At 68.4% G+C, this 22,086-nt stretch carries 18 protein-coding genes, 1 tRNA gene and 2 pseudogenes; 8 read left to right on the forward strand and 13 right to left on the reverse strand.

The window, feature by feature from the left end; genetic code table 11:
• Positions 1-113 precede the first annotated feature (113 nt).
• The 4 genes from AB0K15_RS39590 to AB0K15_RS39605 are packed head-to-tail and all read left to right on the forward strand — an operon-like array spanning position 114 to position 3,698.
• Positions 114-854 carry an amidohydrolase family protein gene (locus AB0K15_RS39590; protein WP_364063016.1) on the forward strand — a complete coding sequence of 247 codons (741 nt, stop codon included), beginning with the start codon at positions 114-116 and terminating at the stop codon, positions 852-854.
• Positions 851-2,080: an extracellular solute-binding protein gene (locus AB0K15_RS39595; protein ID WP_364063019.1), complete on the forward strand. Its 1,230-nt coding sequence runs from the start codon at positions 851-853 to the stop codon at positions 2,078-2,080. The genes AB0K15_RS39590 and AB0K15_RS39595 overlap by 4 nt, the downstream gene beginning before the upstream one ends.
• Positions 2,080-2,895, forward strand: coding sequence for a sugar ABC transporter permease (locus AB0K15_RS39600; RefSeq protein WP_364063022.1), 816 nt, complete (start codon positions 2,080-2,082; stop codon positions 2,893-2,895). The genes AB0K15_RS39595 and AB0K15_RS39600 overlap by 1 nt, the downstream gene beginning before the upstream one ends.
• Complete coding sequence (locus tag AB0K15_RS39605) at positions 2,895-3,698, forward strand: carbohydrate ABC transporter permease (RefSeq protein ID WP_364063025.1); 804 nt, start codon at positions 2,895-2,897, stop codon at positions 3,696-3,698. The genes AB0K15_RS39600 and AB0K15_RS39605 overlap by 1 nt, the downstream gene beginning before the upstream one ends.
• On the opposite strand, the gene AB0K15_RS39610 is transcribed toward AB0K15_RS39605, so the two are convergent.
• A complete protein-coding gene (locus AB0K15_RS39610; protein ID WP_364063028.1) occupies positions 3,679-6,537 on the reverse strand; it encodes a BTAD domain-containing putative transcriptional regulator in 2,859 nt (952 codons plus the stop codon). The genes AB0K15_RS39605 and AB0K15_RS39610 overlap by 20 nt on opposite strands.
• 301 nt (positions 6,538-6,838) lie before the next feature.
• Between AB0K15_RS39610 and AB0K15_RS39615 the strand changes: the two genes are divergently transcribed.
• Positions 6,839-7,861 (forward strand): hypothetical protein, encoded by a 1,023-nt coding sequence (locus AB0K15_RS39615; RefSeq protein ID WP_364063031.1) that lies wholly within the window; start codon positions 6,839-6,841, stop codon positions 7,859-7,861.
• 153 nt (positions 7,862-8,014) lie between these two features.
• The gene (locus AB0K15_RS39620; RefSeq protein WP_364063034.1) at positions 8,015-8,299 is read left to right on the forward strand and encodes a hypothetical protein; all 285 of its coding nucleotides are present in this window, start codon (positions 8,015-8,017) and stop codon (positions 8,297-8,299) included.
• Positions 8,300-8,309: 10 nt separating this feature from the next.
• Here AB0K15_RS39620 and AB0K15_RS39625 read toward each other — a convergent pair whose 3' ends face one another.
• Both AB0K15_RS39625 and AB0K15_RS39630 read right to left on the reverse strand, forming a co-directional pair.
• Positions 8,310-9,629, reverse strand: coding sequence for a DUF4474 domain-containing protein (locus AB0K15_RS39625; RefSeq protein WP_364063037.1), 1,320 nt, complete (start codon positions 9,627-9,629; stop codon positions 8,310-8,312).
• Positions 9,626-9,934, reverse strand: coding sequence for a hypothetical protein (locus AB0K15_RS39630; protein ID WP_364063040.1), 309 nt, complete (start codon positions 9,932-9,934; stop codon positions 9,626-9,628). Before AB0K15_RS39630 ends, AB0K15_RS39625 begins: the two co-directional genes overlap by 4 nt.
• 808 nt (positions 9,935-10,742) lie before the next feature.
• Here AB0K15_RS39630 and AB0K15_RS39635 point away from each other — a divergent pair.
• Positions 10,743-10,826: transfer RNA gene (locus AB0K15_RS39635), tRNA-Leu, on the forward strand.
• Between the two features lie 648 nt (positions 10,827-11,474).
• Here AB0K15_RS39635 and AB0K15_RS39640 read toward each other — a convergent pair.
• The 8 genes and pseudogenes from AB0K15_RS39640 to AB0K15_RS39675 form a co-directional block, all read right to left on the reverse strand.
• A complete protein-coding gene (locus AB0K15_RS39640; RefSeq protein ID WP_364063043.1) occupies positions 11,475-12,731 on the reverse strand; it encodes a DUF6596 domain-containing protein in 1,257 nt (418 codons plus the stop codon).
• A 16-nt stretch (positions 12,732-12,747) separates the two neighbouring features.
• Positions 12,748-13,104 carry a YciI family protein gene (locus tag AB0K15_RS39645; protein ID WP_364063046.1) on the reverse strand — a complete coding sequence of 119 codons (357 nt, stop codon included), beginning with the start codon at positions 13,102-13,104 and terminating at the stop codon, positions 12,748-12,750.
• A 905-nt stretch (positions 13,105-14,009) separates the two neighbouring features.
• A complete protein-coding gene (locus AB0K15_RS39650) occupies positions 14,010-14,648 on the reverse strand; it encodes a DUF3558 domain-containing protein (RefSeq protein WP_364063049.1) in 639 nt (212 codons plus the stop codon).
• Complete coding sequence (locus AB0K15_RS39655) at positions 14,615-15,343, reverse strand: hypothetical protein (protein WP_364063052.1); 729 nt, start codon at positions 15,341-15,343, stop codon at positions 14,615-14,617. Before AB0K15_RS39655 ends, AB0K15_RS39650 begins: the two co-directional genes overlap by 34 nt.
• Before the next feature lie 2 nt (positions 15,344-15,345).
• On the reverse strand, positions 15,346-15,711 hold the full coding sequence (locus AB0K15_RS39660; RefSeq protein WP_364063055.1) for a hypothetical protein: 366 nt from the start codon (positions 15,709-15,711) through the stop codon (positions 15,346-15,348).
• Positions 15,708-16,013, reverse strand: a complete 306-nt coding sequence (locus tag AB0K15_RS39665) for a hypothetical protein (RefSeq protein ID WP_364063058.1) — start codon at positions 16,011-16,013, stop codon at positions 15,708-15,710. The genes AB0K15_RS39660 and AB0K15_RS39665 overlap by 4 nt, the downstream gene beginning before the upstream one ends.
• A complete protein-coding gene (locus tag AB0K15_RS39670) occupies positions 16,010-16,444 on the reverse strand; it encodes a YbaB/EbfC family nucleoid-associated protein (protein WP_364063061.1) in 435 nt (144 codons plus the stop codon). The genes AB0K15_RS39665 and AB0K15_RS39670 overlap by 4 nt, the downstream gene beginning before the upstream one ends.
• A gap of 1,181 nt (positions 16,445-17,625) precedes the next feature.
• Positions 17,626-18,754, reverse strand: a pseudogene (locus tag AB0K15_RS39675) (IS3 family transposase); the annotation flags it as partial.
• A gap of 256 nt (positions 18,755-19,010) precedes the next feature.
• Between AB0K15_RS39675 and AB0K15_RS39680 the strand changes: the two are divergent.
• Positions 19,011-20,048 carry an IS110 family transposase gene (locus tag AB0K15_RS39680; protein ID WP_364063064.1) on the forward strand — a complete coding sequence of 346 codons (1,038 nt, stop codon included), beginning with the start codon at positions 19,011-19,013 and terminating at the stop codon, positions 20,046-20,048.
• A 276-nt stretch (positions 20,049-20,324) separates the two neighbouring features.
• Here the strand turns inward: AB0K15_RS39680 and AB0K15_RS39685 are convergent.
• Positions 20,325-21,105: pseudogene (locus AB0K15_RS39685) on the reverse strand (transposase family protein).
• A 145-nt stretch (positions 21,106-21,250) separates the two neighbouring features.
• Positions 21,251-22,033 (reverse strand): hypothetical protein, encoded by a 783-nt coding sequence (locus AB0K15_RS39690; protein WP_364063067.1) that lies wholly within the window; start codon positions 22,031-22,033, stop codon positions 21,251-21,253.
• Positions 22,034-22,086 lie beyond the last annotated feature (53 nt).

Here is a 22,086-nt window from a genome sequence, read left to right on the forward strand (position 1 = left end):
CGCTGCAACGACGTCCTGCCCTCGGCACTGAGACTGCGCACCGCCGGGCTCGACGAAACGGCATGGCGGCAGGTTGCCGGTGGCACCGCCGCGGCGTCACCGGCGGACCCGGCATGATCATCGGTGTCCACGGCCACGCCGGGTCGTGGTTCTCGAGCACGGAAGTGGGGAGTGTCGAGCTGAACCTCGCGTTGATGGACCGCTACAGCCTCGACCGGCACGTCGTCTCCGCCTCGGAGGCGGTGGCCTACGACATGGTGTCCGGCAACAGCCGGCCGGCGGAGGTCCTCGAAACGCAGCCGCGCCTGCTCGGCTACGTGGTGGTGAACCCCCACGACCTCGCCGCCACGGCGCGCGAACCGGAGAAATACCGGCTCGCGGACCGGTACGTCAAGGTGCACACCACCTACCCGAGCCGGCCGCTGACCTCGCCGGCGATCCGCGACGCGCGGGCGCCGGCCGCCGAGGCCGGGCTGCCGGCGCTGGTCCACACGGGGGACGAGACCGCGCTGGGCCTCGTGGACGTGCCGGAGCGGCACCCGGACCTGCGGGCGATCGCCGGGCACCTGGGCGGGCCGGCGTGGCGGACGGCCGTCGAGGCGGCCCGCCGCAGCGACCGGTTCTGCCTCGAACCGTGCTGCTCGATCACCGACCGCGGCCGGTTCCGCCACGCCCTAGACCGCGACCCGCTCGAGCAGATGCTGTTCGGCACCGGCAGCACCCCGGTCGACCCCGCCGTCGCGATGGGCGTCGTGCCGGAGTCCGACCTCACCGACGACGAGTACGACCACGTGATGGGGCGGAACGCGGCCCGCCTCCTCGGCCTCGAGGGCGAAGAGGACCCGACGGCATGAGACCCCCGAAAGCGGCGGCGGCGCTCCTGCTGACCGCCGCTTCCCTCGTGGCCTGCGGGACAGGCTCCCGCGACGACGTGGTGACCCTGTGGATGTACCCGGTCATCGAGGACCAGGCGCAGAGCCGGGCCTTCTGGCAGAAGGTCGAGACCGGCTTCGAACGCGAGTACGGCGCCGACCTCGACATCGAGCTGCAGCCCTGGGCGGGCCGGGAGGAGAAGCTCGGCGCCGCGCTCATGGCCGGTGACGGCCCCGACGTCGTCCTGCTGCAGTCGGACATGATTCCCCAGTATGTCGCCGAAAGGGCACTGCAACCGGTCGACGACGTCCTCGCCGGCGGCGCGCCCGCGTACTCGCCTCAGGTCCTTGACGCGCTGCGCGTGGACGGGCAGTCCTACGGCGTGCCGCTGTACCGGACCGTGACGACCACCGTGTACAACCGGAAGCTGTTCGCGGACGCCGGAATCACCCGGCTCCCGCGGACCTGGGCGGAGGTCGAGGCGGACGCGCCGAAGCTCGCCGCGCGGGGCGTCCCGATCGTCGACTACTCGGGGTCCACCGAGGAATCGCTGAACCTCACCTTCTACCCGCTGCTGTGGCAGGCCGGCGGCCACGTGTTCACCGCCGACGGCACGAAAAGCGCCTTCGCGGGGGCGGAAGGGGTGTCGGCGCTGCGATTTCTCGTCGGCCTCGAAGCCGCCAACGGCCTGCCGGAGGACGTGGCGACCAAAGGCAGCGGCCTGGCCGACGACGCCGTGGCGACGGGCCGGGCCGCGATGTCGCCGGCCATGACCGAGGCCGCGGCCCGTGACGTCATCGCCGCGATCGGCGCCCGGAACACCGTCATCGGGGCGCCGCTGCGGAACCGGAGCCAGGTGTCGTTCGGGACGCCGGGCGCGTTGTCGTTGCTCCGGGGCACGACGAAGCCGGCCGAGGCGCGGGAACTGCTCGCCTACTTGACGTCCCCGGCGCTGGTCGGTGAGCTCTGCGCCGACTCGGGCTTCGTCACGCCCTGGGCCGACTCGCCCCCGGCGGGCGACGACGTGCACAAGAGCTTCGCCCGGGCACTGCCGTTCACCTCGGCCGGCGATGCCCATCCCCAGGCCCGCAAGGTGATGGGCCTGCTGGCGCCCCACCTGCAGGCGGCGCTGCTCGGCGAGCAGACCCCGCAGGAGGCACTCGCGGACGCCGCCGGGGAAGTCGACGCGTTGCTCGGCAGCGGCTGATGGCGCGGTTGCGGGAGTCGTTGACGGTCCTCGTCTTCCTGCTCCCCGTGCTGGTGTTGTTCGCCCTGTTCCGGTTCCTGCCGATGCTGGGGGCGGTAGGGCTGAGCGTCTCCGACTACCGCCTCGACGGCGAATGGCGGTTCGTGGGCGCGGCGAACTACCGCAGCCTCGCCCACGACGAGATCTTCCTGAGCAGCCTGCGCACCACGCTCGGTTATGTCGCCGTGTACGTGCCGCTCACCGTCGCGGTGGCGCTGGGCACCGCGGTGCTGCTGCACGCCGTGCCGTGGGGCCGCGGCCTGTTCCGCGCGGCGTTGTTCGCGCCGTATGCCACCAGCCTGGTGCTGAGCGGCGTCGTCTGGCGGTGGGTGCTCGAACCCACCGGGTTCCTGCAGCACCCGTCGCTGGTGCTGCCCACGCTGGCCGTGGTCGGCGTCTGGAAGGGCTTCGGCTACGCGATGCTGGTGCTCTTCGCCGGCATCAGGAACGTCCCCGCCGACTGCCTGGAGGCGGCGAAGGTGGACGGCGCGAGCGCGTGGCAGCGGTTGCGCCATGTGCTGCTGCCCGCGCTGCGGCCGGCGGTGTTCTTCGTCGTCGTGGTGGAGACCATGGCCGCCTTCCAGGTGTTCGACACCGTGTACGTGATGACGGGCGGCGGTCCGATGCGGGCCAGCTACACGCTGGCCTACGCGGTGTACGACTACGGTTTCCGGTACTTCGATGTCGGGGGAGCCGCCGCGATCGGGGTGGCGCTGTGGGCCATCGTGCTGCTGGTGTCGCTCACCCAGCGCCGGGCTTTCGGGCGGAACCCGTGATGCGCCGCGGTGTCTGGCCGGCCGTCCTGCTGACCCTGTCCTCGCTGGTGGCGGTCGGCCCGTTCGTGGTCATGCTGGTCGTCGCCCTTTCGCCGGGCAACGCGCCCACGATCCCGTACCGGTTGCCCACCTCGTTCACCCTGGACAACCTCGCCGAGGTGCTCTCGACCGGGAGTTTCCTGCGCTGGACGGCCAACACGGTGGTCTACTCGGTGGTTTCCGTGGTGGCCGTGCTGCTCTCGTCGTCGATGGCCGCGTACGTGTTCGCCAGGAAGCGGTTCGGCGGCCGCGAAGTGCTGTTGTGGTCGATGCTGTCCACGACGATGGTGCCGTTCCAGGCACTGCTGATGCCGTCGCTGGTGGTGATCGCCCGGCTCGGCTGGTCGGACACCTACTGGGGCCTGATCGTCCCGACGCTGGCCAACGCCCAGGCCGTGCTGCTGCTGCGGCAGTTCATCCGCGCCCTGCCCGACGAGGTCTTCGACGCCGCGCGGGTCGACGGCGCGGGGGACTGGCGGGTGTACCTGAGCATCGTGCTGCCGTTGTGCCGCCCGGTGCTGGCCACGCTCGCGGTGTTCGTGTTCCTGTGGCACTGGAACGACTTCCTGTGGCCGCTGGTGATCGCGCGCTCCGACTCGATGCGCACCCTGACGGTGGGGCTGTCCACTTTGGAGTCCGGGAACCCGGCCGCCGGCGAGCTGATGTCCGCCGCCACGATCGCGGGCCTGCCGTGCCTGCTGGTCTTCGTGGTGCTGCAACGGCACCTGACGAAGACGATCAGCTTCACCGGACTGGGAGGCTGAGCCCGAGGTCGTTCAACGCGGACAGCGCCCGGGCGTTGTGCAGCGGCATGCTGAGCCGTTCGAACAGCCGCGACGCCTCGTCGAAACACGCGGCGGCCTCGTCGAGGCGCTGGTTGCGGTGGGCCACCCAGCCGAGGCTGTAGAGGGAGCAGGCCTTGCCGACGCTTTCGTCCTCGGGGGAGAAGACCGTGAGTGACTGGGACATGAGTTTCGACGCCCGGTCCGCATCGCCGTGCGCGGCGCAGGTGGCGGCCAGCACGTGCAGGGCCAGCGCTTCGTCGCGCGGACAGGAGGCCGCGCGGAACAGGTCCACGGCTTCGACCAGCGCCCGTTCGGTTGACTCGCGGTCGCCTCGAGCCTGGTGGTGCAGCCCGAGGCTGAACAGCGCACAGGCCTGGCCGTAGCGGCTGCCCAGACCGCGGAAGGTCGTCAGCGCGCGGTCGAGGCATTTCGCGGCTTGCTCCAGGTTTCCGCGGTTTCGGTGGACGATGCTCAACGCCTGCAGGGCGAAGGCCTCGCCGCTGGCGTCCGCACACCGGGCGAAGCCGGCCCGCGCCTGTCCCAGTTCGGCCGCGGCCTCGTCGTGCTTGCCGTGGTAGAGGTGCACACTGCCGAGGCCGAGGTTCGAGTAGGCGTGGCCCCGGATCTCGCCGATCTCGGCGAAGATCCCCTGCGCCTGCGCGAAGTGCTCGCTCGCCTCGCCGTAGCGATCGCGGTAGAACGCCAGCGCGCCGAGGCCCTGATGCAGGATCGCCCGGCTGCGCCGCGCCCCGGTGGCCACGGCCGCCGCCAGCGCGAGCTCGTGGGTGTGCCGCCACAGGTCGTAGTGGCTGCGCAGGTCGAACAAGGTGGTCAGCGCGCAGGCGAGGTCGCACGCCGGCGCGGTCATCTCCAGGGCGAGGGCCTGTTCGACCACGGCGACGAGCGCGTCCCGCTCGGCGTCCAGCCAGACGAGGGGATCCGCCGGGAGCTTCTCGGCCGTGGCCGGGGGCCCGGACGTGAGCCGCACCTTGAGAAAGCGGCACGGCAGGCCGGCCTCCGCGCGCACGGCCCGATCCAGCCAGGCGCCGAATGCCCGGCGCAGCGCCGCGGTCCGGTCGTCGGGCGAGTCAACGGCGTTCGCGCGTTCGCGGGCGAACACCCGCAGCAGATCGTGGAAGCGGTAGCGGCCCTGCCCGGCCGGGTCGGTGCCGGCGAGCTCCACCAGGTGCACGTCGGCCAGGCTGTCGACGATGTCTTCGGCCGCCGGCAGGTCCACCTCCAGCAGCGCGGCGACCACCCAGGCGGGGAAGTCGGGGACCTCCAGCAGGCCCAGCAAGCGGAACGCCCGCTGCTGCACCTCGTCCAGCCCTTCGTAGCTCCACGCCAGGCTGGTGCGCGCTTCGAGGTCGTCGATGCGCAGCTCGTTGAGCCGAGTGCCCTCGTCGGCCAGCCGGTCCGCCAGCCGTCCGACTGTCCACTGGCCGCGGCGCGCCAGCCGGGACGCGGCGATGCGCAGGGCCAGCGGGAGGTTGCCGCAGTAGCGGGCCACCGCGGCCGCGGCGGCCGGCTCCGCGGTCATCCGGGCCGGGCCGGCGATCGACGACAGCAGCCGCACCGAGTCCTCCGCGCCGAGCACGTCGAGGCGCACCGTACGCGCGCCCACCAGCTGCACGCGGCTGGTGACGAGCACGGCGGATCCGGCCGAACCCGGCAGCAGGGGGCGGACCTGCGCCATGCTCGTGACGTCGTCGAGCACGATCAGCACCTGCCGGGCGGCCAGCTGGGAGCGGTACAGCGCGGCGCGGGACTCGACGTCCTCCGGCACCGCGTGCGGGTGCACGCCGAACGCCACGAGCAGGTTCGTGAGCACGGTCGCCGGCTCCTGCGGCGACGATCCGGCGCCGCCCAGCCGGACGTAGACCTGACCACCGGCGAAGTGCTCGCCGACCTCGTGCGCCACCCGGATGGCCAGCGCCGTCTTGCCGACGCCCGCCTTGCCGGTGACGGCGGCCACCACCGACCTCGACGGCCGGGTCAGCAGGTCGCGCAGCTCGGCCGTTTCGGCCTCCCGTCCGGTGAAGTCGTCGATGTCGGGCGGCAGCTGCATCGGCCGCACTCCCTCGGCCTCGGGCGGCTCACCGCTGAGGATCACCTGGTGGAGCTCCTGCACCGGGCCGCACGGCTCGACGCCGAGCGCTTCGACGAGCACGCCGCACAGCGCGTGGTAAGTCTCCAGCGCTTCGGCGCGCCGGCCCGCACGGTGCTGGGCGAGCATCAACCGCTGCCACAGTCCCTCCCGCAACGGCAGCTGCCGCACCAGCGCCGCCAGCTCGGGGATGAGGGTGCTGTACTGGCCGGCCGCCAGGCGCGCGTCGGCGAAGTCCTCCCGGGCCGCGGCGGCCGTCTGCTCGAGCCGCACCTGCTCGGCTTCCAGCCACCCGGCGCAGGGGACGTCCTCCAGCGGGTCGCCGCGCCACGCCGTCCACGCGTCCTCCCAGACGGCCACCGCCTTCACGGAGTCGCCGGCGGCCAGCGCCGTGCGCGCTTCGTCGGCCGAGGTCTGGAACCGGTGGCTGTCCAGCTGATCCGGCTCGACGAGCAACCGGTAGCCGCCGTTGTCGGTGACGAGCAGGTCCCGAAGCCCGATCCCGGCGAGGTCGCGTCGCAGCCGGCTCACGTAGGTGTGCACGTTCGCGATGGCGGAGTTCGGCGGGCATTCGCCCCACATCGCCTCGACGAGGCCACTGAGCCCGACGGGTTGGTTGGTACGCACCAGCAGCGCGGCGAGCAGCGCCCGCTGCCGCGGTCCCGCGGACTTCACCGGCCGGCCGGCGTTCGTCACGCGCAGCGGGCCCAAGATCCCGAATCTCGCGGTGTCCCCCACAGCTCCCCGCCCAAAGCTGAGTAAACGACAACGCAGCGTAGCAGAGACTGTACCCGCAGCGCTCGTCATCGCGGGCCGTGCTGTAGGCGACGTGTAGGGGCTGTGTAGGGGCGGCTGCCTAGATTCTTCGGGCCTCACGAACGCGGTCGCCTCGCGTCCCCGTCGTGACGCAGTGGTTCCGGTGCGGGTGGTGGGCCGTCGACGAGGGGGACGGTCCGCCACCCGGCCGCGTCGAGCAACCGGGAAGGCCACGGCCTTGGCCTCGGAGGAACGCATGAACGACCGTGCACGGCGGGCCCGGTACGCCGCCGCTGTCCTGGCCGTGGCCCTGACCGGGCTCGGCGCCGCCCCGGCGGTCGCCGCTCCCGCCGCGACCAGCCAGGACTTCGGCCCGACCGTCATCGCCGGCGTGCCGCACGCGCCGAACCTACAGGCGAACCCGCCCGAGAAGCCGACCCAGAAGGTCGTGCCCCTGGCCACCATCAGCACGCAGATCGACGCCGGCGCGACCGCCTACGTCTACTCGGAGCTGCGCGCCTGGAACGCCGACCAGGCGAACCTCATCGACAACGAGATCCGCTGCTCCGGCGCGGGCGCGTCGAACGTGGTGATGGGGGAGAACGTCCTCCCGTCCACCAACCCCAACCCGGCGCTGCGCGACATCACGATCGTCAACCGGTTCCTCGTCACCGCGTCGAAGACCGGCGCGCTGAACTGCACGCTGTCCCTGCGGACCGCGTCGACCTCGCCGTCGGTGGCTCAGGAGACCGTCGCGGGAACCCTGCGGTTCGCCTCGACCGCGGTCGGCGGCGACGTCAACGGCACCGCGATGCAGCGGTCGCTGCCGGTCGGGAATCTGCCCGTCACCACGAGCACGGTCGCGCCGATCGTCAACGCGACGATGCCTTCGGGCTACAAGAACCTCGCCGTCATCGCGGACGTCGAGTACCACCGCGGCCATGAAACCGGCCCCGACAGCAAGATCCACTACTCCACCGCGCGCTTGACCCTCACCGTCACCACCTCCGGCGGCCCCAGCTGCGCGAATGCCCTCGTGGCCCAGACCGAGGAAACCGTGGTGCGGGGTGTCAACCACGCCGCCATCCCGCTCTACACCAAGGTGCCCGTGAACCCCGGCTGCACGCAGCTCAGCGCCAAGGTGACGACCACCCACCTCGGTGGCAACCCCGGCACCGTCGGCGGCGCGGCCGCGGGCCTCACGGACGAGACCGGTGTGAACGGATCGACGCCCAACCACACCTCGGCGATGACCCACCTGTTCGTGGTGCCGAGCTGACCCGAGCCGCCGACGGACAAGGCGAGGAAGTCTCCGACCCTGTGTCGGCCGGGGTTCTGGTGTTCTGCCCCTTCGGCACCGTCGAGACAGCCTCTCGTCGAGTGAAGCGCGAAATGGGCCTTTTCGCCCACCCGGCCGGATACTGTGTGGCCCATGACTGAGTCGAGACGGGCCGGCGAGACGTCCGAAGAGCTGGCCCGCACGCTGCGCGCCCGAGCCAGGAACGCCGCGGTCGCCGTGTTGCGCGAAGGCCTGGAAGAGGTCGACGAACGACACGGCCGGGGCGTCGCCGACGAGGTCGCCGGACTCATCGACGTCGCCGAGGTGTTCGCCGGTCTCGCCGACCGCGAGGTTCCGGCGCGGGGGAGCCGCGGAGGCCGGGGGAGGAGCGAAGACGACGACGAGCCGTGGGAGTTCAAGCCGCTGACGTCGTTGTGACCCCGCTGGGTCATTTTTTCCAGTCGTAGCTGAGCACGGGCGGGTGGTCGGACACCTTCGTGACGGTGAGGTTCTCTTCGGGGTGCGCGGCGGCGTATCGCGTCATCTCGTGGTAGATCCGGTCGCGCATGTCGGTGTCGCGCACCTCGATCGTGGCCCGCTGGCCCAGCTGCTCGGGGTGCACGCCCGGATCGGAGCGGATCGCCAGGTTCCAGAAGTGCCGCTTGTCGGTGCCGTCGGCGCCCTGGCCGTCGTTGGTGAAGTAGACCTTGCCGCTCTGCTTGTCGTAGATCTGCTGGGTCACCTTGATCTGGTCGTCGCCCTGCGCGGCGGAGAAGTAGCCGGACGGGTCCTGGGACTGGGCGTCGCGCGTGTAGAACCCGACCTCGCCGCCGAACGCGCCGCCGAACCCGTAGCTGCCCTTCCACAGTTCCAGCCGGTACTGCTTCCCGGTCTTGGGGTCGGTGAACTCCATGTTGTCGCCCTGGGCGCTGGTGCGGTCGAGGTCCGCGCCGATGAGCTTCTCCATCTTGTCGTAGATGTCGTGCCAGCCGAGGTAGCTCTGCACCGAGTGCTCGCCGGTGGTGTAGAAGTCGCCGCCCTCGACGTACTTGAAGCCGAAGTAGTCGTAGATCTTCTGCGCGACCTCGGGGTCGCGCATGATCGTGTCCCAATCGCCTTTCAGCAGCGCGAGATCGAGCTTCGGGTTCTTCGCGACGAGCGCGGCGATGCCGGGGATCTCGCGCAGGATGATCGCGGCGATCTCGGCCGGGTTCCGCTTCTCGGAGCCCGCGAGCTCCCACACCTGGCCGGTTCTGTTGCGGAGCTTCAGTCCCTCGGTGAGCAGGACCGCGTCGTAGGTGGTGACCACCCGCTGCAGATCGGCGAGCAGGACGAGGCCCTCGGCCTTGATGATCTTGTCCTGCGCCCAGGCGAACACCATGTTGCCCTTGCCGTTCGAGAGGTCTTTCCAGACGTTGTCGAGCTTCGCCTGCAGTTTCTCGGCGTCCTCGCGTTTGCTCCGGGCGTCGGACTGCGCCCTCGCCAGCGCGTCCCGCACGACTTCGAACGACTTCGCCGACTCCTCGAGATCCTCGGCCTGGTCCTCGCGGTTCTTCTTGAACGCATCCAGCGACGCCAGGGCCGACTCCCCGGCCCCTCCGTGCCACCCCTCACTCAACTGCGCGCGGACGCTTTCCAGCAGCGCCTTGGCGTCCTTCACCGATTCCTTGGCCGCTCTGCAGGCCCGGGCCCGATCATCCAGCTCGGTCGTGCTGCCGCTCTCCACTTTCCCGGCGAGCTCACGGATCTTGTCGAACACCGCCGTCACCGGTCGATCCGTCCGAACCCGCTGTCCAGCGCTTTCAGGAACACGCCGCGCGCCTCGGCGTCGCTGCCGTCATAACTCTTCGCGGCGCTGCCGATCGTTTCGACCAGGCTGTCCACCTGCTGCCGCGCCGCGTCCAGATCCTCCTGCCGGGTCAGCAACCACACCTCGTAGTCACCCGCGAAGCCACCGGCCCGATCCGTGCCCCCCACGTTCGGCGCCCCCTGCACGGACAGCACCGGCGGCGTCCCCCGCCCGAGCTTCGCCGCGGCGTTGCTGATGTTCTCCACATCGACCTCGAACCCCACAGAGCTTCCTTCCGCACAGTCCCCACTCGCCAGGCGGCGCCCGCCGACGAGCCGAGTGACATTCCGCGCCGGCAACGTAACACTCGACAGGTCTGAGACGTCCGGATTCCACCCTCGGTTCCCTTTCGAGCCTGAAGGTCCGCCTCACTCACCCAGTGGTCATCGCCTACCTCCGCGCGCACGGGCACCACCTCCACCTGCCGCACGCCCGACGCCGGCATTTCTCCAGCCTCACCGACACCCACAACCACGCGGCACGCCGCCGAATACGAAGGCAGACCACCCAGCCTCCGGCCGGCGCCCCCACCGAGCACCGCATCCGCCCCACCAAGGGTCTTCCCCGGCTTGACCTGCTAGAACGTCGAGCCGGCGAAGGGGTGCGAGGCTCGCGCGTGCAGGCAAGGCCGACAGCTGAGCCGACGTGGCCTCGACTGCCCCACCCCTGCCAACATCGGCTACTCCTGGTCGCAGAATCGCCTTGTCGCTCCCACTGGGACCAAACGCCTCCACCTGGCAACCGGCCTCACCCGGCAGCCGAACACCGGGACACCCGCAACCAATCGCGCTTCAACCAGAACGCCACAGCCACACAGCTCGTCTTCGCCCCCAACGCCCCCACGCCACCATCGACGGCCCACCCAGCCGGCGACACCGCCCTCAACCCACCAAAAGGCACCCTGACCTGCCAAAACACCTGGTGCTAAACGCCATGAGCAAAACACATGATCATCCCATCCACCCCTTGAACATCAGGTGACACCCCCCTGAAAACAGGCCTCCGGGGGTCGTATACTCTCTTCATCAGCAAGTCCGAGTGGCGGAATGGCAGACGCGCTAGCTTGAGGTGCTAGTGCCCTTAACGGGCGTGGGGGTTCAAGTCCCCCCTCGGACACACAGCTTGGTCTCTGGCCAGCGAATTCTCTTTCGGCCGCGAGTTCTTACGTGTGAACATGCTGGTCAGAGGCGTGGGGGTACAAGTCCCTCAGGGATACGCTCGCTAGCCGCACGCGCCTGGTGAGCGACCTGACAGAGTCGTTCGAGGCCACTGCAGCCAGTGGCGAATCCAGCTTCGGGCACGAGTTATGTGAAACCTGGGCGTCGCAGGCATATCGACCGACGCCGCCGTCGACTCCGCCGAGCTCACGGCAGTTGTCTTCAAGGACGTTACGGCTGGCTCTGGAGCAAGGGGACCATCTCCGCTTGGGCGTGGAGCGCATCGATTCAGGTGTTCCGCGCCCGGACGGCGGGCTCTCGTCGGTGAGTGGCAGCCGACTGAAAGCTCACCGACGACCCTCGTGAAAACGCGTGGGTCATGGGAACACCTGGAAGGTGAGCAGGCTACGTCAGCAGATCCAGCCGCCGCTCGGCCCGCGGTCTCACCGACTGGCGACCACGGGATTGATGAGGCAAGCAGACCGGCGGCGTGCATGGTCGGCTGGCTCTCCTCACAGTGGGAACGTGTCGACTCCCCAGTTCCCGAGGCTGGCACCACCACATGTGTGCAGGTGTGCCGAACACTGAGCCCGCGCCGCTCACTGGATCAGTCGAGATGGAGCGCGACTTCTTCGCGCCGTCTGAGCAGGAAGGCGCGTTCCACCTCGTTGTCGGTCATCGTCAGGGCCTCCTCGTATGACAGGGCTGATTCGGGCCACCGGCCGAGGCGGCGCAGGAAGTCGGCGCGGGCCGCGCTCAGGTAGGCGTGGGTGCCCAGCGCGGGTTCGTCCAGCAGGGGCGCGAGCGCGGCGAGGCCGGCCTCCGGACCGTCTCGGAATCCGATGGCGATGGCCCAGTTGAGGTCGACGACCGCGGACGGCCACAAACGGCGCAGCACCTCGTACAGCCCGACTATCTCCACCCAGTCGGTGTCCTCCCAGGTCGCCGCCTCCGCGTGCACCGCGGCGATCGCGGCCTGGACCGAGTACCTCGTCGGCCCCGTACGCCGCAACGACTGGGTCACCAGGGCGGTGCCCTCCTCGATCTGCTGCGCATCCCACCGTCGCCGGTCCTGGTCGGCGAGCAGGACCAGCGCCCCGTCCTCGGAGATCCGGGTGTCCCGGCGGGCGTCGGTGAGCAGCAGCAACGCCAGCAGGCCGCCGACATCGGTGTTGCCGGGCAGCAGCTGGTGCAGGGTGCGGGCGAGGTGGAGGGCACCGTCGACGAGGTCCCGCCGTACGAGCTGGTTGCCGACCGGCGTGACGTGGCCGGTGGTGAAGACGAGGTGCACGACGTCGAGAACGGAGTCCACACGTCGGGGAAGGTCAGCGGGGTCGGGCATCCGATACGGGATCCGAGCACCGCTGATCTTCCCCTTCGCCCGCGTGATCCGCGCCGCCATCGCTGTGTCCTGCACCAAGAAGGCCCGAGCCACTTCGGTCGTGGACAGCCCGCACACCAGTCGCAGGGTCAGTGCCACCTGGGCATCGCGAGACAGCGTCGGGTGACAGCAGGTGAAAATGAGCCGCAACCGGTCGTCGCCGACGGCTTGCGGGCCCGCCCTGTCCTCCGGCCCGGTCACGATGTCGTCCGTGACAAGCAACGGCAACGCCGAGCGCAGGACCGACTCCCGCCGCAGCAGGTCCTTCGCCCGGTTGCGCGCGACACTGGTCAACCACGCGCCCGGCCGGGCGGGCACTCCGCTCACCGTCCACTTCCGCAGAGCCTGGGTGTACGCGTCCTGGACGCACTCCTCGGCAAGGTCGAGATCGCGCACGACACGCACCGTCGCGGCGAGCACTCTGGCCCACTCGCGACGGTGCGCCTGCGCGACCGCCTCCGTGACGTCGACGTTCCCGGTCAAGGCGCGCCGATCCGGTCTAGTCCGGCTCGTTGATCGGCCGGATCTCGACCCCGCTGTGCGCGACCCTGAGCTCGGGCAGCCGCTCGGCGAGTTTGACCGCAGCGTCCAGGTCGGGTGCTTCCACCACGTAGTAGCCGCCGAGCACTTCCTTGGACTCGAGGAACGGTCCGTCGGTCGGCGTCGGTCGGCCACTCACGCTGCCGCGCAGGCTCGTCGCGGTCGCCGTCGGCAGAAGCTCGTGGCCGGAGATGACCGCGGCACCGGCTGCGGCGTTGAACGCGGCATGCCCGGCTTCGACCTCCGCCCTCTCCTGCGCGGAGCCCGCTTCCCAGATCTGCTCGTCCCCATAGATGAGGAGCAGGTACTTCGCCATCTCACGCATCCCATCGGTTCGGGGCCTCCGTTCGGCCCGTCTGTTTCTACGACGAACGAACCAGCCACGAATCGATGCTCCGCCGCTCTCCCGGTCGACTTTATCCGTGCGAGACCACGGCTCAGGTTCACGGCGCGCCCGGCGATCGCATCGCCAGTGTGTTCGTGTACCCGCACGCCCCTCGGCATCACCGCCGCGTCCCCCCACCCGAGGGCCTTCCACACCGCGTACCCGCAGCCCTCGTGCGACGTCAGGTGCGAGCACGCTGCGCACAGCAGCGCGCACATGGTGGTTTGCGCCATCCAGGTCGGCGTTCCCGCTGTCGGGCCCAACGGACTGCCAAATCCCTATCTGCGTGACCCACGCTCGCTCGACATCGTCAGTACAGCGGTGAACTGATCGCGGTAGAACGCCCGCTCGTACTCACCGACGACAACCGCGTCGAACTTGCGATCTGGGCGTCGAGCTTCAGCCAGCAACCCCGCCGCACAGGGTCGCTCGCACCACGGCAGCCGACGTAAACAGCCCTCGTCGAAGCACTCCGTCACGATCACGCCATGCCCTCGGATCGTCTCCTCGGACACTTCACTCTGCCAGCGCGGCGACGTGTCGTGATCTTAGAGCTCGGTCGTCGACATCCGGCCGTAGAAGGCGAAGCGCAGCCCGCGTACGCCGTCGCTTCGCGTTCGGCGTCTGGATCCCCACGGCGAGGAGTGGCCGCACCGATATTCGCAACCGAGTGGGCAACGGCAGTCATGCCGCTCCTCGCCGTCGATCGTCATCGGGAAAGGCTGAAACGCGACAGTCCGGCGTCTCGTGACGCAACAGGTCTGCACTCGAACGGCTGCACCCATGGCGGAGAGCGCAATCTTCTCAACGAGGCCGATGTCTCGGTGCCGGGAGTTTCAGCTTTGCCGGAGATTGCCGATCACGAATTCGGCCATTTTCGCGAGTCCGCCGCAGCGGTCGTTGTCCCAGTAGCTGCCGGGCAGGTCTTTGCCTTGGATGTCGAAGGTGAGCATCTGGTCTTGGGTGACTTGGACGGAGACGGAGCATTCGTAGGTGTGCCGGAAGACGTGGTAGACGACCGCGGGGAGGCCGGCGATCGACGTCTCGGTCCACGGGTCGAGTTCGCCGTCCTTCTTCAGAGGGGAGACTGACAGTTCGGCGAGGGTGCTCGGGCCCTGGACCGGCTTGAGGGCCTCGAAAAGTGCTCCGCCGTGGTTGGTCCACGAGCAGCCGAACGCGGGCAGCGTGGCTCGCCTGTTCGCGCGGATGTCGTTGGGCGGGTCAGCCACGACGGCCGCGGCCTGGTCCTTGGTGAGCAGGCTGCACGGGTCCGAGTCGAACTTGGCCAGGTCGACGGGCCGGTCAACCTGGGTGAACGGCAGCGGCGCACCGGTCTGCGCCGGAGCCGGAGGCTGCGAGAGCAGACGGTGCGGCTTGGCCGGACCACACCCGCTGAGCAGACCCGCGGCGAGCACCACAAGCCCGGCCAACGCCCACGCCCTCATGCCGGGGCCGCCGACGGCTCGACGCGCCACTGCTTCTCGTCATCTATTCCGGAGCTGCCGGGCAGGTCGGGAATATCCGGGAAATCGGTGTTGCCTTGCACCAGAGCGATGGCTTTCTGCTTGAACCCGCCCAACGTGTCTCGGGCTTGTGCGAACAAGCCGACGATCGACTCGACGAGGGTTGCGAACGCGTCCACCACCGCGTCGATCAGGTCCTTCGACGTGAAGATGTCCGCGATGGGAATCACCGAGGTCACGGCTGCAATAATCGTCTTGTAACCAAGCTTCCCCAGCTCGACAGCGCATGCACCGATGAACTCGATGGCCTTGCTGTAGGTCTCGATCACACAGCCGGCGATGTCGGTGAGGACACCGGACATGCCGGCGACGACGCTCTGCTGACCTTCGAGAGCTTTTCCGACCCTGCTCGCGTAGGTGGTGAACTGGTCAGCGGCGCGCCCACTCCAGGTACCGCTCACCGCCTGCACAGCTTCGTCGATGTTGTCGCCGGCATCGGCGAGGGTGTGGTTCTTCGCGAACTCCATGGCCAAGTTTTGGACTTGAACGGCGTTGCCCAGCAGGTTGTTGCGGACGTCTTCCAGCAGTTGCAGGATGTCGCCACGATCGAAAAGCTCGGCGATCTTACGGATCTTCCCGTCAGCTTCTTCCGGATACGGTTTCGGTTGTGCTGGCGGGCCTGGAGGGGCGGGTATCGATGTAGGCATGATCAGTTCATCCCCTCTTCTTTCGCGCGCAGTTGCTTGAAGTCCTCTTCGTCCTGGGTCTCGTAGTAGTCCGCCGCTTTGTCCAGCGCCTCCGCGAACCGTTCCAGCTGCACCGCGCCCCTGCCGGTCTTGTCTCGGATCCCTGCGATGGCATCGTTGAAGGCTGTGACCACGTCCGACTGGACACCCAGCAGCCCGACATCGTCGTCGCGCAGAACCATCGGCGACAGGTCGTTGATGCCGAACTTCACGACCTTCTCCCGCGCGGCGAAGACGTCGTCTGTCGCCGCCCGCAGGGCCTCGGGGTAGACCTCGAAACGCGAGCCGGCCGCCGCGTTGCCGAGCGGGTAGAAGTTACCGTTGCTCATCTGATCTCCCGTGCCGCGTCCTCGACCATGGTTTTGCGTCGCGTGGACGCCGCCGATTCGGCGTTGTTGATCGCACGCAGGACGTGCCCGGACAGGCTTGTTCCGGTCTGCCCGGCAACCGCGTCACGGTTGAGGTCCACCGAGACCAGTCCGCCCGAGCCGTCCACTGTCACCGTGCCGAGACCCGCGCCGATGTCGAGCACCAGCGGCAGACTCTCCCCAGCCTTCGCGGCCTGCTCGACCGCGGCCACGCGCGCGTCGATCTCTTTCGCGAGGTTGTAGAGCTGCTCTTCGCTGATCACCAGCGTCCACCTCCCGGCTCCGGCTCGTCGGTCAGGAAGTCGAGCTCCTCGAAGCTCTGGTCGTCGTCCGGTTCGGGCGGGTAGTGGGAAGGTTCCGGCGCGGTCGCGTGCCGCTGCGGTGCGGAGCCCGTGGCCGGTGGAGGCGGTGGTTGTTTGCCGAACAGCGCGTTCAGCTGTGGCAACGACGACGCCAGCGCCTCGTTGCGCGCGTTCCGGATGGCGTCGACGATGCCGACCCCTAGCTTCTGCGCGTGCGCGCCACGGAGCGCCCGGTCGTCGATCCGCAGGTCGACCAGCTTTCCCTGGCCCGTCACTATCGCGCTGACCAGCTGATCGGCCGACCTTGCGGTGTGTCTCGCGGCCGCGAGCTGCGCGTCCAGCTCGCCGGCCTGCTGCTGCATCAGCCGCAGATCGCGGCCCGGCGCGGTCATGACCGCAGCACGGTGTCGCGCATCCAACTCCTCCTACTTTAGGTTCCATCAAGTGACGGAACGTGCCCAGTGGATCTTACTGCGACTCACCGACAAGGCAGAACCGGAAGGGGGAACAGCCGGGCTGAGTGCTGGACGCCGCCCAACCGCCACCGGGCTGGACATATGTCGAACGGCGGAAGCGAGAGCTGATCATCGCCGTTGGCGACTTCGATCAACTATCGGTGGCCCCACATGTCGGCGTCGTCATGCGACCGACTTCCCCTTAGAAACGTTCGGTCCGCGAGCCGAGCGACAGGCGTGTGGTTAGCGCGCAACTCTCGGACACTCAATTACCCCATGGGCTCGGCGTGGCTTCGGGTTCAACTAGTGAGAACCTGCAGGTCAACCGGGGAGTTGCAGGCGTGTGGCTAACGTGCAAGATCGTCCTCGGACACATAGGCAGTTCCCTGACCAGGAGTTTTATCTGCAAGCTGTAGCTTGTGGTCAGAAGATGCGCTGCTCAGCGGCGTGGGGGTTCAAGACCCTTACGGACACGCGCACTAGCCACATAGCCGGAGTCGTCAACCTCGGGCGGGAAATGCGTGACCGCCTGCCAGCGGGTCTGGGCAGACTCGATGAGTTTGAGCGCGATTGCCAACCGTGCACCTGTGAACCCGGTCGCTTGGTGACGTTCGTGCGGGCCGCACCGTGGCGAAGGCCAGCTCGATTGGGGTGGCGGTGCGTAGATGGATCCAATGCTCGGCCGGATTATCGTAGAACGCCAGCTTGCCTTCGCCGACAGCCAGCCTCGCCACGGCAGGTCGCCAACGGTTCGGTGTTGGGCAGCGGCCCGTCATGCAGCCGCTTCCCGCCCGGGTCCAGGCCGACCGCGTGGTGGTCACCCTTGCCGACATCCAGGCCGAGGAACACCCCGAAGCTGCTGTTCATCCACCGTGCCGTTCGTTCGCCGCGACGTGGTCACCGGTCGAGCATCGATGGCCGGCACCCACGTTACGACTGTGATGATCACGGGGTGCCGTCCCGGGCTGTGGCCTGACCCGCGTTACGACTGACCGATGTGTCTTTGTCTCGATCTGTCGGCTTCGGTCCGGGGTGAGGTGTGTCAAGGATCTTGGACGGTCCTCGGTGGGTTTCCTCAGGCCGCGGTGGCGGTGAGGTGGTCTTCGAGTACCTCGGCGGGGGGTTCGGTAGCCGAGGCTGCTGTGGAGTCGTTTCCGGTTGTAGAAGACTTCGATGTAGTCGGCGACGGCGAAGCGGGCACGGGCGCGGGTGGGGAACGGTTCGCGGTGATACATCTCGTTTTTCAGTGAGGCGAAGAACGACTCGGCAGCGGCGTTGTCCCAACACACCCCGGTCCGCCCGACACTGGCGCGGACATGATTTTTCCTGCAGAACCGGGAAAACGTGGCGGACGTGTATTGCGTGCCGCGGTCGGAGTGAAACACCGCGCCCGGGTCGAGGCGTCCGTGGGTGATGGCCATGTCCAGGGCGTCGATGACCAGGCTCGTGCGCATATGATCGGCCAACTGCCAACCGACGACCATCCGTGTGGCCAGGTCGATCACGGTCGCAAGATACAGCCACCCTTCACCCGTTTTCAGGTAGGTGATGTCTCCGACCAGCCGTCGCCCCGGCGCCTGCGCGGTGAACGCGCGACCGATCAAGTCCGGGCTGTGCACCGGCTCTTCGCCGGGCACGGTGGTGCGTTTGTAGGCCCGTGGCTGACATCCAGCCAGCCCGAGTTCACGCATCACGTCGGCGACCAACCCGACGCTGCACGCGTGGCCCTCCCGGTTGAGCTGGGCGGCGACCCGGCGGCAGCCGTAGGTGCCCCGTCCCCGGGCGAACACCCGGGTCACGTGCGTGCTCAACTCGCGGCGGCGGGCCTGGGTGGCGGTCTCGGTGTCTACCCGTTGGCGCCAAGCATAAAACGACGAGCGTGGCACCCCGAGCAGCCGGCACATCCAGGTGACCCGATAGTGGGCCTTCTCCGCGTCGATCACGGCGCAGCGCTCGGCTACTGCGACGTCCGCGCGAAGAAGGCCGCGGCTTCTTCAGGAACTCGTTTTCCATCCGCAGCCGGCGGATCTCGTCTTCCATCTCCGCCACCCGAGCACGCTCGAACGGACTCACCGGCTGCTCAGGTCCACGGTTCTCTCGCCGCCACGCGTTGACCCAGTTGGCCAGCGTGCCCGCGTTGACTCCCAGATCACGCGCGACCTCAGCCACCGGCTTGCCGGTCTCGATCACCATCTGCACAGCCTCAGCCTTGAACTGCGCACTGAACCTCCGACGCTGCTCGGACATACACCCATCCTCTCAAACGAGAGACCCTGTCCAAGATCCTTGGTACACCCCAGGGCGGTGCTTGCTGCCGCCGGGCTGGTGGGGCGTGTCCCGATAGGGGCTTTGCCGCACTGCGCATCTTCACAGTCCTGACCGCCTGATCGGCCCGGCGTCGGCCAGCCACCGGCGTTTCGATCAGAGCAGGAGCCAGTAAACCGTGCCGAGCACCCTTCGCCCCTCCTTCCAGCACCACGTCTGCGACGGCCAGGAGGTGGTCGTGGGGGTCGACACCCACAAGGATTTTCACGTCGCCGCCGTGGTCACCGCGTTGGGCGTTTTGCTTGCCAGCAAAGCATTTCCGACCACTCGAGCTGGGTATCACGCTCTGGTGAAGTGGGCGCGCGGGTTCGACGTGGTGCGCAGGGCGGGCGTGGAGTGCACGGGCTCCTACGGAGCTGCGCTCGCCCGTCATCTGGCGGCCGCTGACGTCGACGTGTTTGAGGTCAACCAGCCTGACAAGGCCAACCGCCGGCGGCGAGGCAAGAACGACGCCATCGACGCCGAGTCCGCGGCCCGTTCCGTGCTGAACGGGCAGGCCAGCGCGCTGGCCAAGGGCGGCCAGGGGCCAGTGGCGATGCTGCGCATGTTCAAGGTGGCCAAGACCTCTGCCATCAAGTCTCGGACGCAGGCCATCAACCAACTCAAGGCCGTTGTGGTCTCGGCCGACCCGGTGCTGCGCGACGAACTGCGGGACCTCAGCACCGCCAAACTCGTGCAGCGATACAACGAATGGGCACCCGCCACGCCATCAGACACCGCGACGGCCGCCCGGTTCACGCTGCGCCTGCTCGCATGCCGGATCGACCGGCTCAGCCAGGAAATCGCCGACCTCAACGCCCAGACCGCCGCGGTCCTGGCCGGCCACAACCCCGCCATGCTCGGCACTTATGGAGTCGGACCCGACACCGCCGCCACCCTCCTCATCGCCGCTGGCGACAATCCCGAACGACTGCGCACCGAAGCATCGTTCGCCGCGCTGTGCGGCGTCAGCCCGGTGGACGCGTCCTCGGGCAGAACGCAACGCCACCGACTCAACCGCGGCGGCGACCGCCAAGCGAACTCCGCCCTGCGCAGCATCGTGCTGGTCCGCCTGCGCTGGGACAAGCGCACCCGCGACTACATCGACCGACGAGTCCGCGAGGGCAAGACCAAACGCGAAGCAGTCCGGTGCCTCAAACGGTACATCGCCCGCGAGCTCCACCGGGTCATCACCGCACCCGATCCACAGGCTGCGCCAGCACACCACGCTGCTTGACGAACAATAGGGGCATCGAGACCTACCGGTTGGTGGCCGTGTCCCTATCAGCGGTCCCTCGATGCCACCAGACCCGGTGACACCACCCCCCGGATCATGGAAGCGACTGGGGGCGTTAGTCATGCCGGGCCTGGTGACCACAGCTCCTTGATCAGGAGCCACGAAAAAGGCAACGGGGCGGTGGCAGCCGTCATGCACGACCAGGCGATGGCCGTGCTCGTCGCGCTAAGGGATGTCTCGTTACTGGTGTTGTGGTTGGTGGGGCTGGTGTTGCGATCAGACGTCGAGGATGATGTTGTGCAGGTTCGCGATTCCGGACACCGTGTGGGCGAGCGTGCTCGCGGCGCGGCGGTAGTCGCGAAGGATCTTGAAGTTCTTCATCCGGGACAGAACGTGCTCGACGCGGGCTCGGACCTTGCGGTGGGTGGCGTTGAGGTCTTCCTTCCAGCCCGGCAACTCGCTGCCGTCACGGGGTTTGCGATAAGGCATGACAACGTCGGGGTTGCCTTGGTAGCCGACATCAGCCATGACCGGCCAGTCGGCGAGTTGTTCGGCGATGCCGGAGTCGCGGTAGACGGTGCAGTCGTTGCGGCTGCCCGGTTGCGGATCGCCGGTGGCGATCACCAATCCGGTCTCGGCATCGATGGCGACCTGCACATTGCTCGAGTAGCGGTAGTTCTTCGACGGGGTGGCCAGCCGGTGATCCCGGGTCGGGACCAGAGTGCCGTCCACGATCGCGACTGCATCGATCCGTCGTGTGCGGACCGGCGCCAGAGCCAGCAGCGGGCCGATCGTGTCGCTTCCCCCGGTGCGCGGCGGAGTGCGATACCCCGAACAGCGGGCCGATCTGGCGCATCGTCAGGTTTTTCCGCCACTAGGTCGCGACCAGCAGAACCCGGTCTGCCAGGGGCAACGCCCACTGCCGGCCCGGCCGGCCATCCGCGATCTCGTCCCCGCCCCGCTTCGCGACCAGCCGCACCAGCTTGCGGAACTGCCCCGGCTCCAGCCCGGTGAACGGGACAATCCACTCCGGCCGCAACGCTGTGATCACCTGCACCACAACAACATGATCACCTACCGGCCCAGCGAGACCGAGACCGGGTTACGAGACATCCCTTAGGGGCGTGAACTCTTGGTCGGGGTCGTGCATCTTCAGGACTTCAATCTTCCTTGGCTGCAGACGGTCGCGTCAACGGTAGGGGTTAGTGCAGTTTGGTCCAGGCTTCGTCGATCATGGCCGCGCAGACGGTGGGGTCGCGGTATTCCTTGGTGTCGTCGCCGAGGGGTTTGAGCTGGATGGTGAAGCCGGGATCCGCGCGCTGGCACAGGAAGACCGAGGTCTTGTCGGGGGTGAGTTTCTCGTCGAGCGGGGTCAGGTTGTTGCGCAGGACGCAGGATACGTCGCCGACCTGGCGGAGTTCGTTGGTGGGTGCGGCCAAGCCGTTGTCTTTGTCCTCATAGGCGATCGCGAGCCCGGGAGCGTGGGTGCGGATCGCGGTGAGCGTGAACGAGTGCGAGAAGTTGACCGCGGTGTAGGTCTGCACCACCGCCGGCGCACCGTACGCGGCCGAAACGCGGGTGGTGTTCTCACGGTCGTTGGTGGCGTTGCGCTGGGCGAACTGGCGGTGCGCGAAGTCGTCCTTGAGCTTCACCGGTTGCACGTCGGCCCTGTCCACGCCGCCGAGCGTGTCAGGCGCTTTGAGCGGTGGGCCGCTGACGACTCCGGAGTCGTGCGCGGTCAACAGCCACGGGATGCCGACGCCCGCCGCACCGATGGCAAGACCGATCGCGGCGGCGATCACGAGGGAAACCGGGCGTGAACGACCCTGCGGCGTCGCGACGGCGGGTACTTCCGTGAGGACCGGTACTTCCTCGGTCACGGGTGATCCTTCGAGTCGATGGGGAGCGATGTCGATCACTGGATCGGCCAGCTGTCGATGTTCGTTACCGGTGCTTTGTAACGTCTTGTCGACGGTCTGGACCAAGCGGAGCAGCCGCTGGTCCGTTCGGCACACCCCGCGTTGCTGCAGGTCGGCGT

The sequence above is a fragment of the Amycolatopsis sp. NPDC049253 genome (genome assembly GCF_040678995.1).
Lineage (GTDB): Bacteria > Actinomycetota > Actinomycetes > Mycobacteriales > Pseudonocardiaceae > Amycolatopsis.

Excerpts from the sequence above, each read along its gene's own strand:
- AB0K15_RS39590 (WP_364063016.1), top strand. The coding sequence starts at position 114 with ATGATCATCGGTGTCCACGGCCACGCCGGGTCGTGGTTCTCGAGCACG.
- AB0K15_RS39595 (WP_364063019.1), top strand. The coding sequence starts at position 851 with ATGAGACCCCCGAAAGCGGCGGCGGCGCTCCTGCTGACCGCCGCTTCC.
- AB0K15_RS39600 (WP_364063022.1), top strand. The coding sequence starts at position 2,080 with ATGGCGCGGTTGCGGGAGTCGTTGACGGTCCTCGTCTTCCTGCTCCCC.
- AB0K15_RS39605 (WP_364063025.1), top strand. The coding sequence starts at position 2,895 with ATGCGCCGCGGTGTCTGGCCGGCCGTCCTGCTGACCCTGTCCTCGCTG.
- AB0K15_RS39615 (WP_364063031.1), top strand. The coding sequence starts at position 6,839 with ATGAACGACCGTGCACGGCGGGCCCGGTACGCCGCCGCTGTCCTGGCC.
- AB0K15_RS39620 (WP_364063034.1), top strand. The coding sequence starts at position 8,015 with ATGACTGAGTCGAGACGGGCCGGCGAGACGTCCGAAGAGCTGGCCCGC.
- AB0K15_RS39645 (WP_364063046.1), bottom strand. The coding sequence starts at position 13,104 with ATGGCGAAGTACCTGCTCCTCATCTATGGGGACGAGCAGATCTGGGAA.
- AB0K15_RS39655 (WP_364063052.1), bottom strand. The coding sequence starts at position 15,343 with ATGCCTACATCGATACCCGCCCCTCCAGGCCCGCCAGCACAACCGAAA.
- AB0K15_RS39660 (WP_364063055.1), bottom strand. The coding sequence starts at position 15,711 with ATGAGCAACGGTAACTTCTACCCGCTCGGCAACGCGGCGGCCGGCTCG.
- AB0K15_RS39670 (WP_364063061.1), bottom strand. The coding sequence starts at position 16,444 with ATGACCGCGCCGGGCCGCGATCTGCGGCTGATGCAGCAGCAGGCCGGC.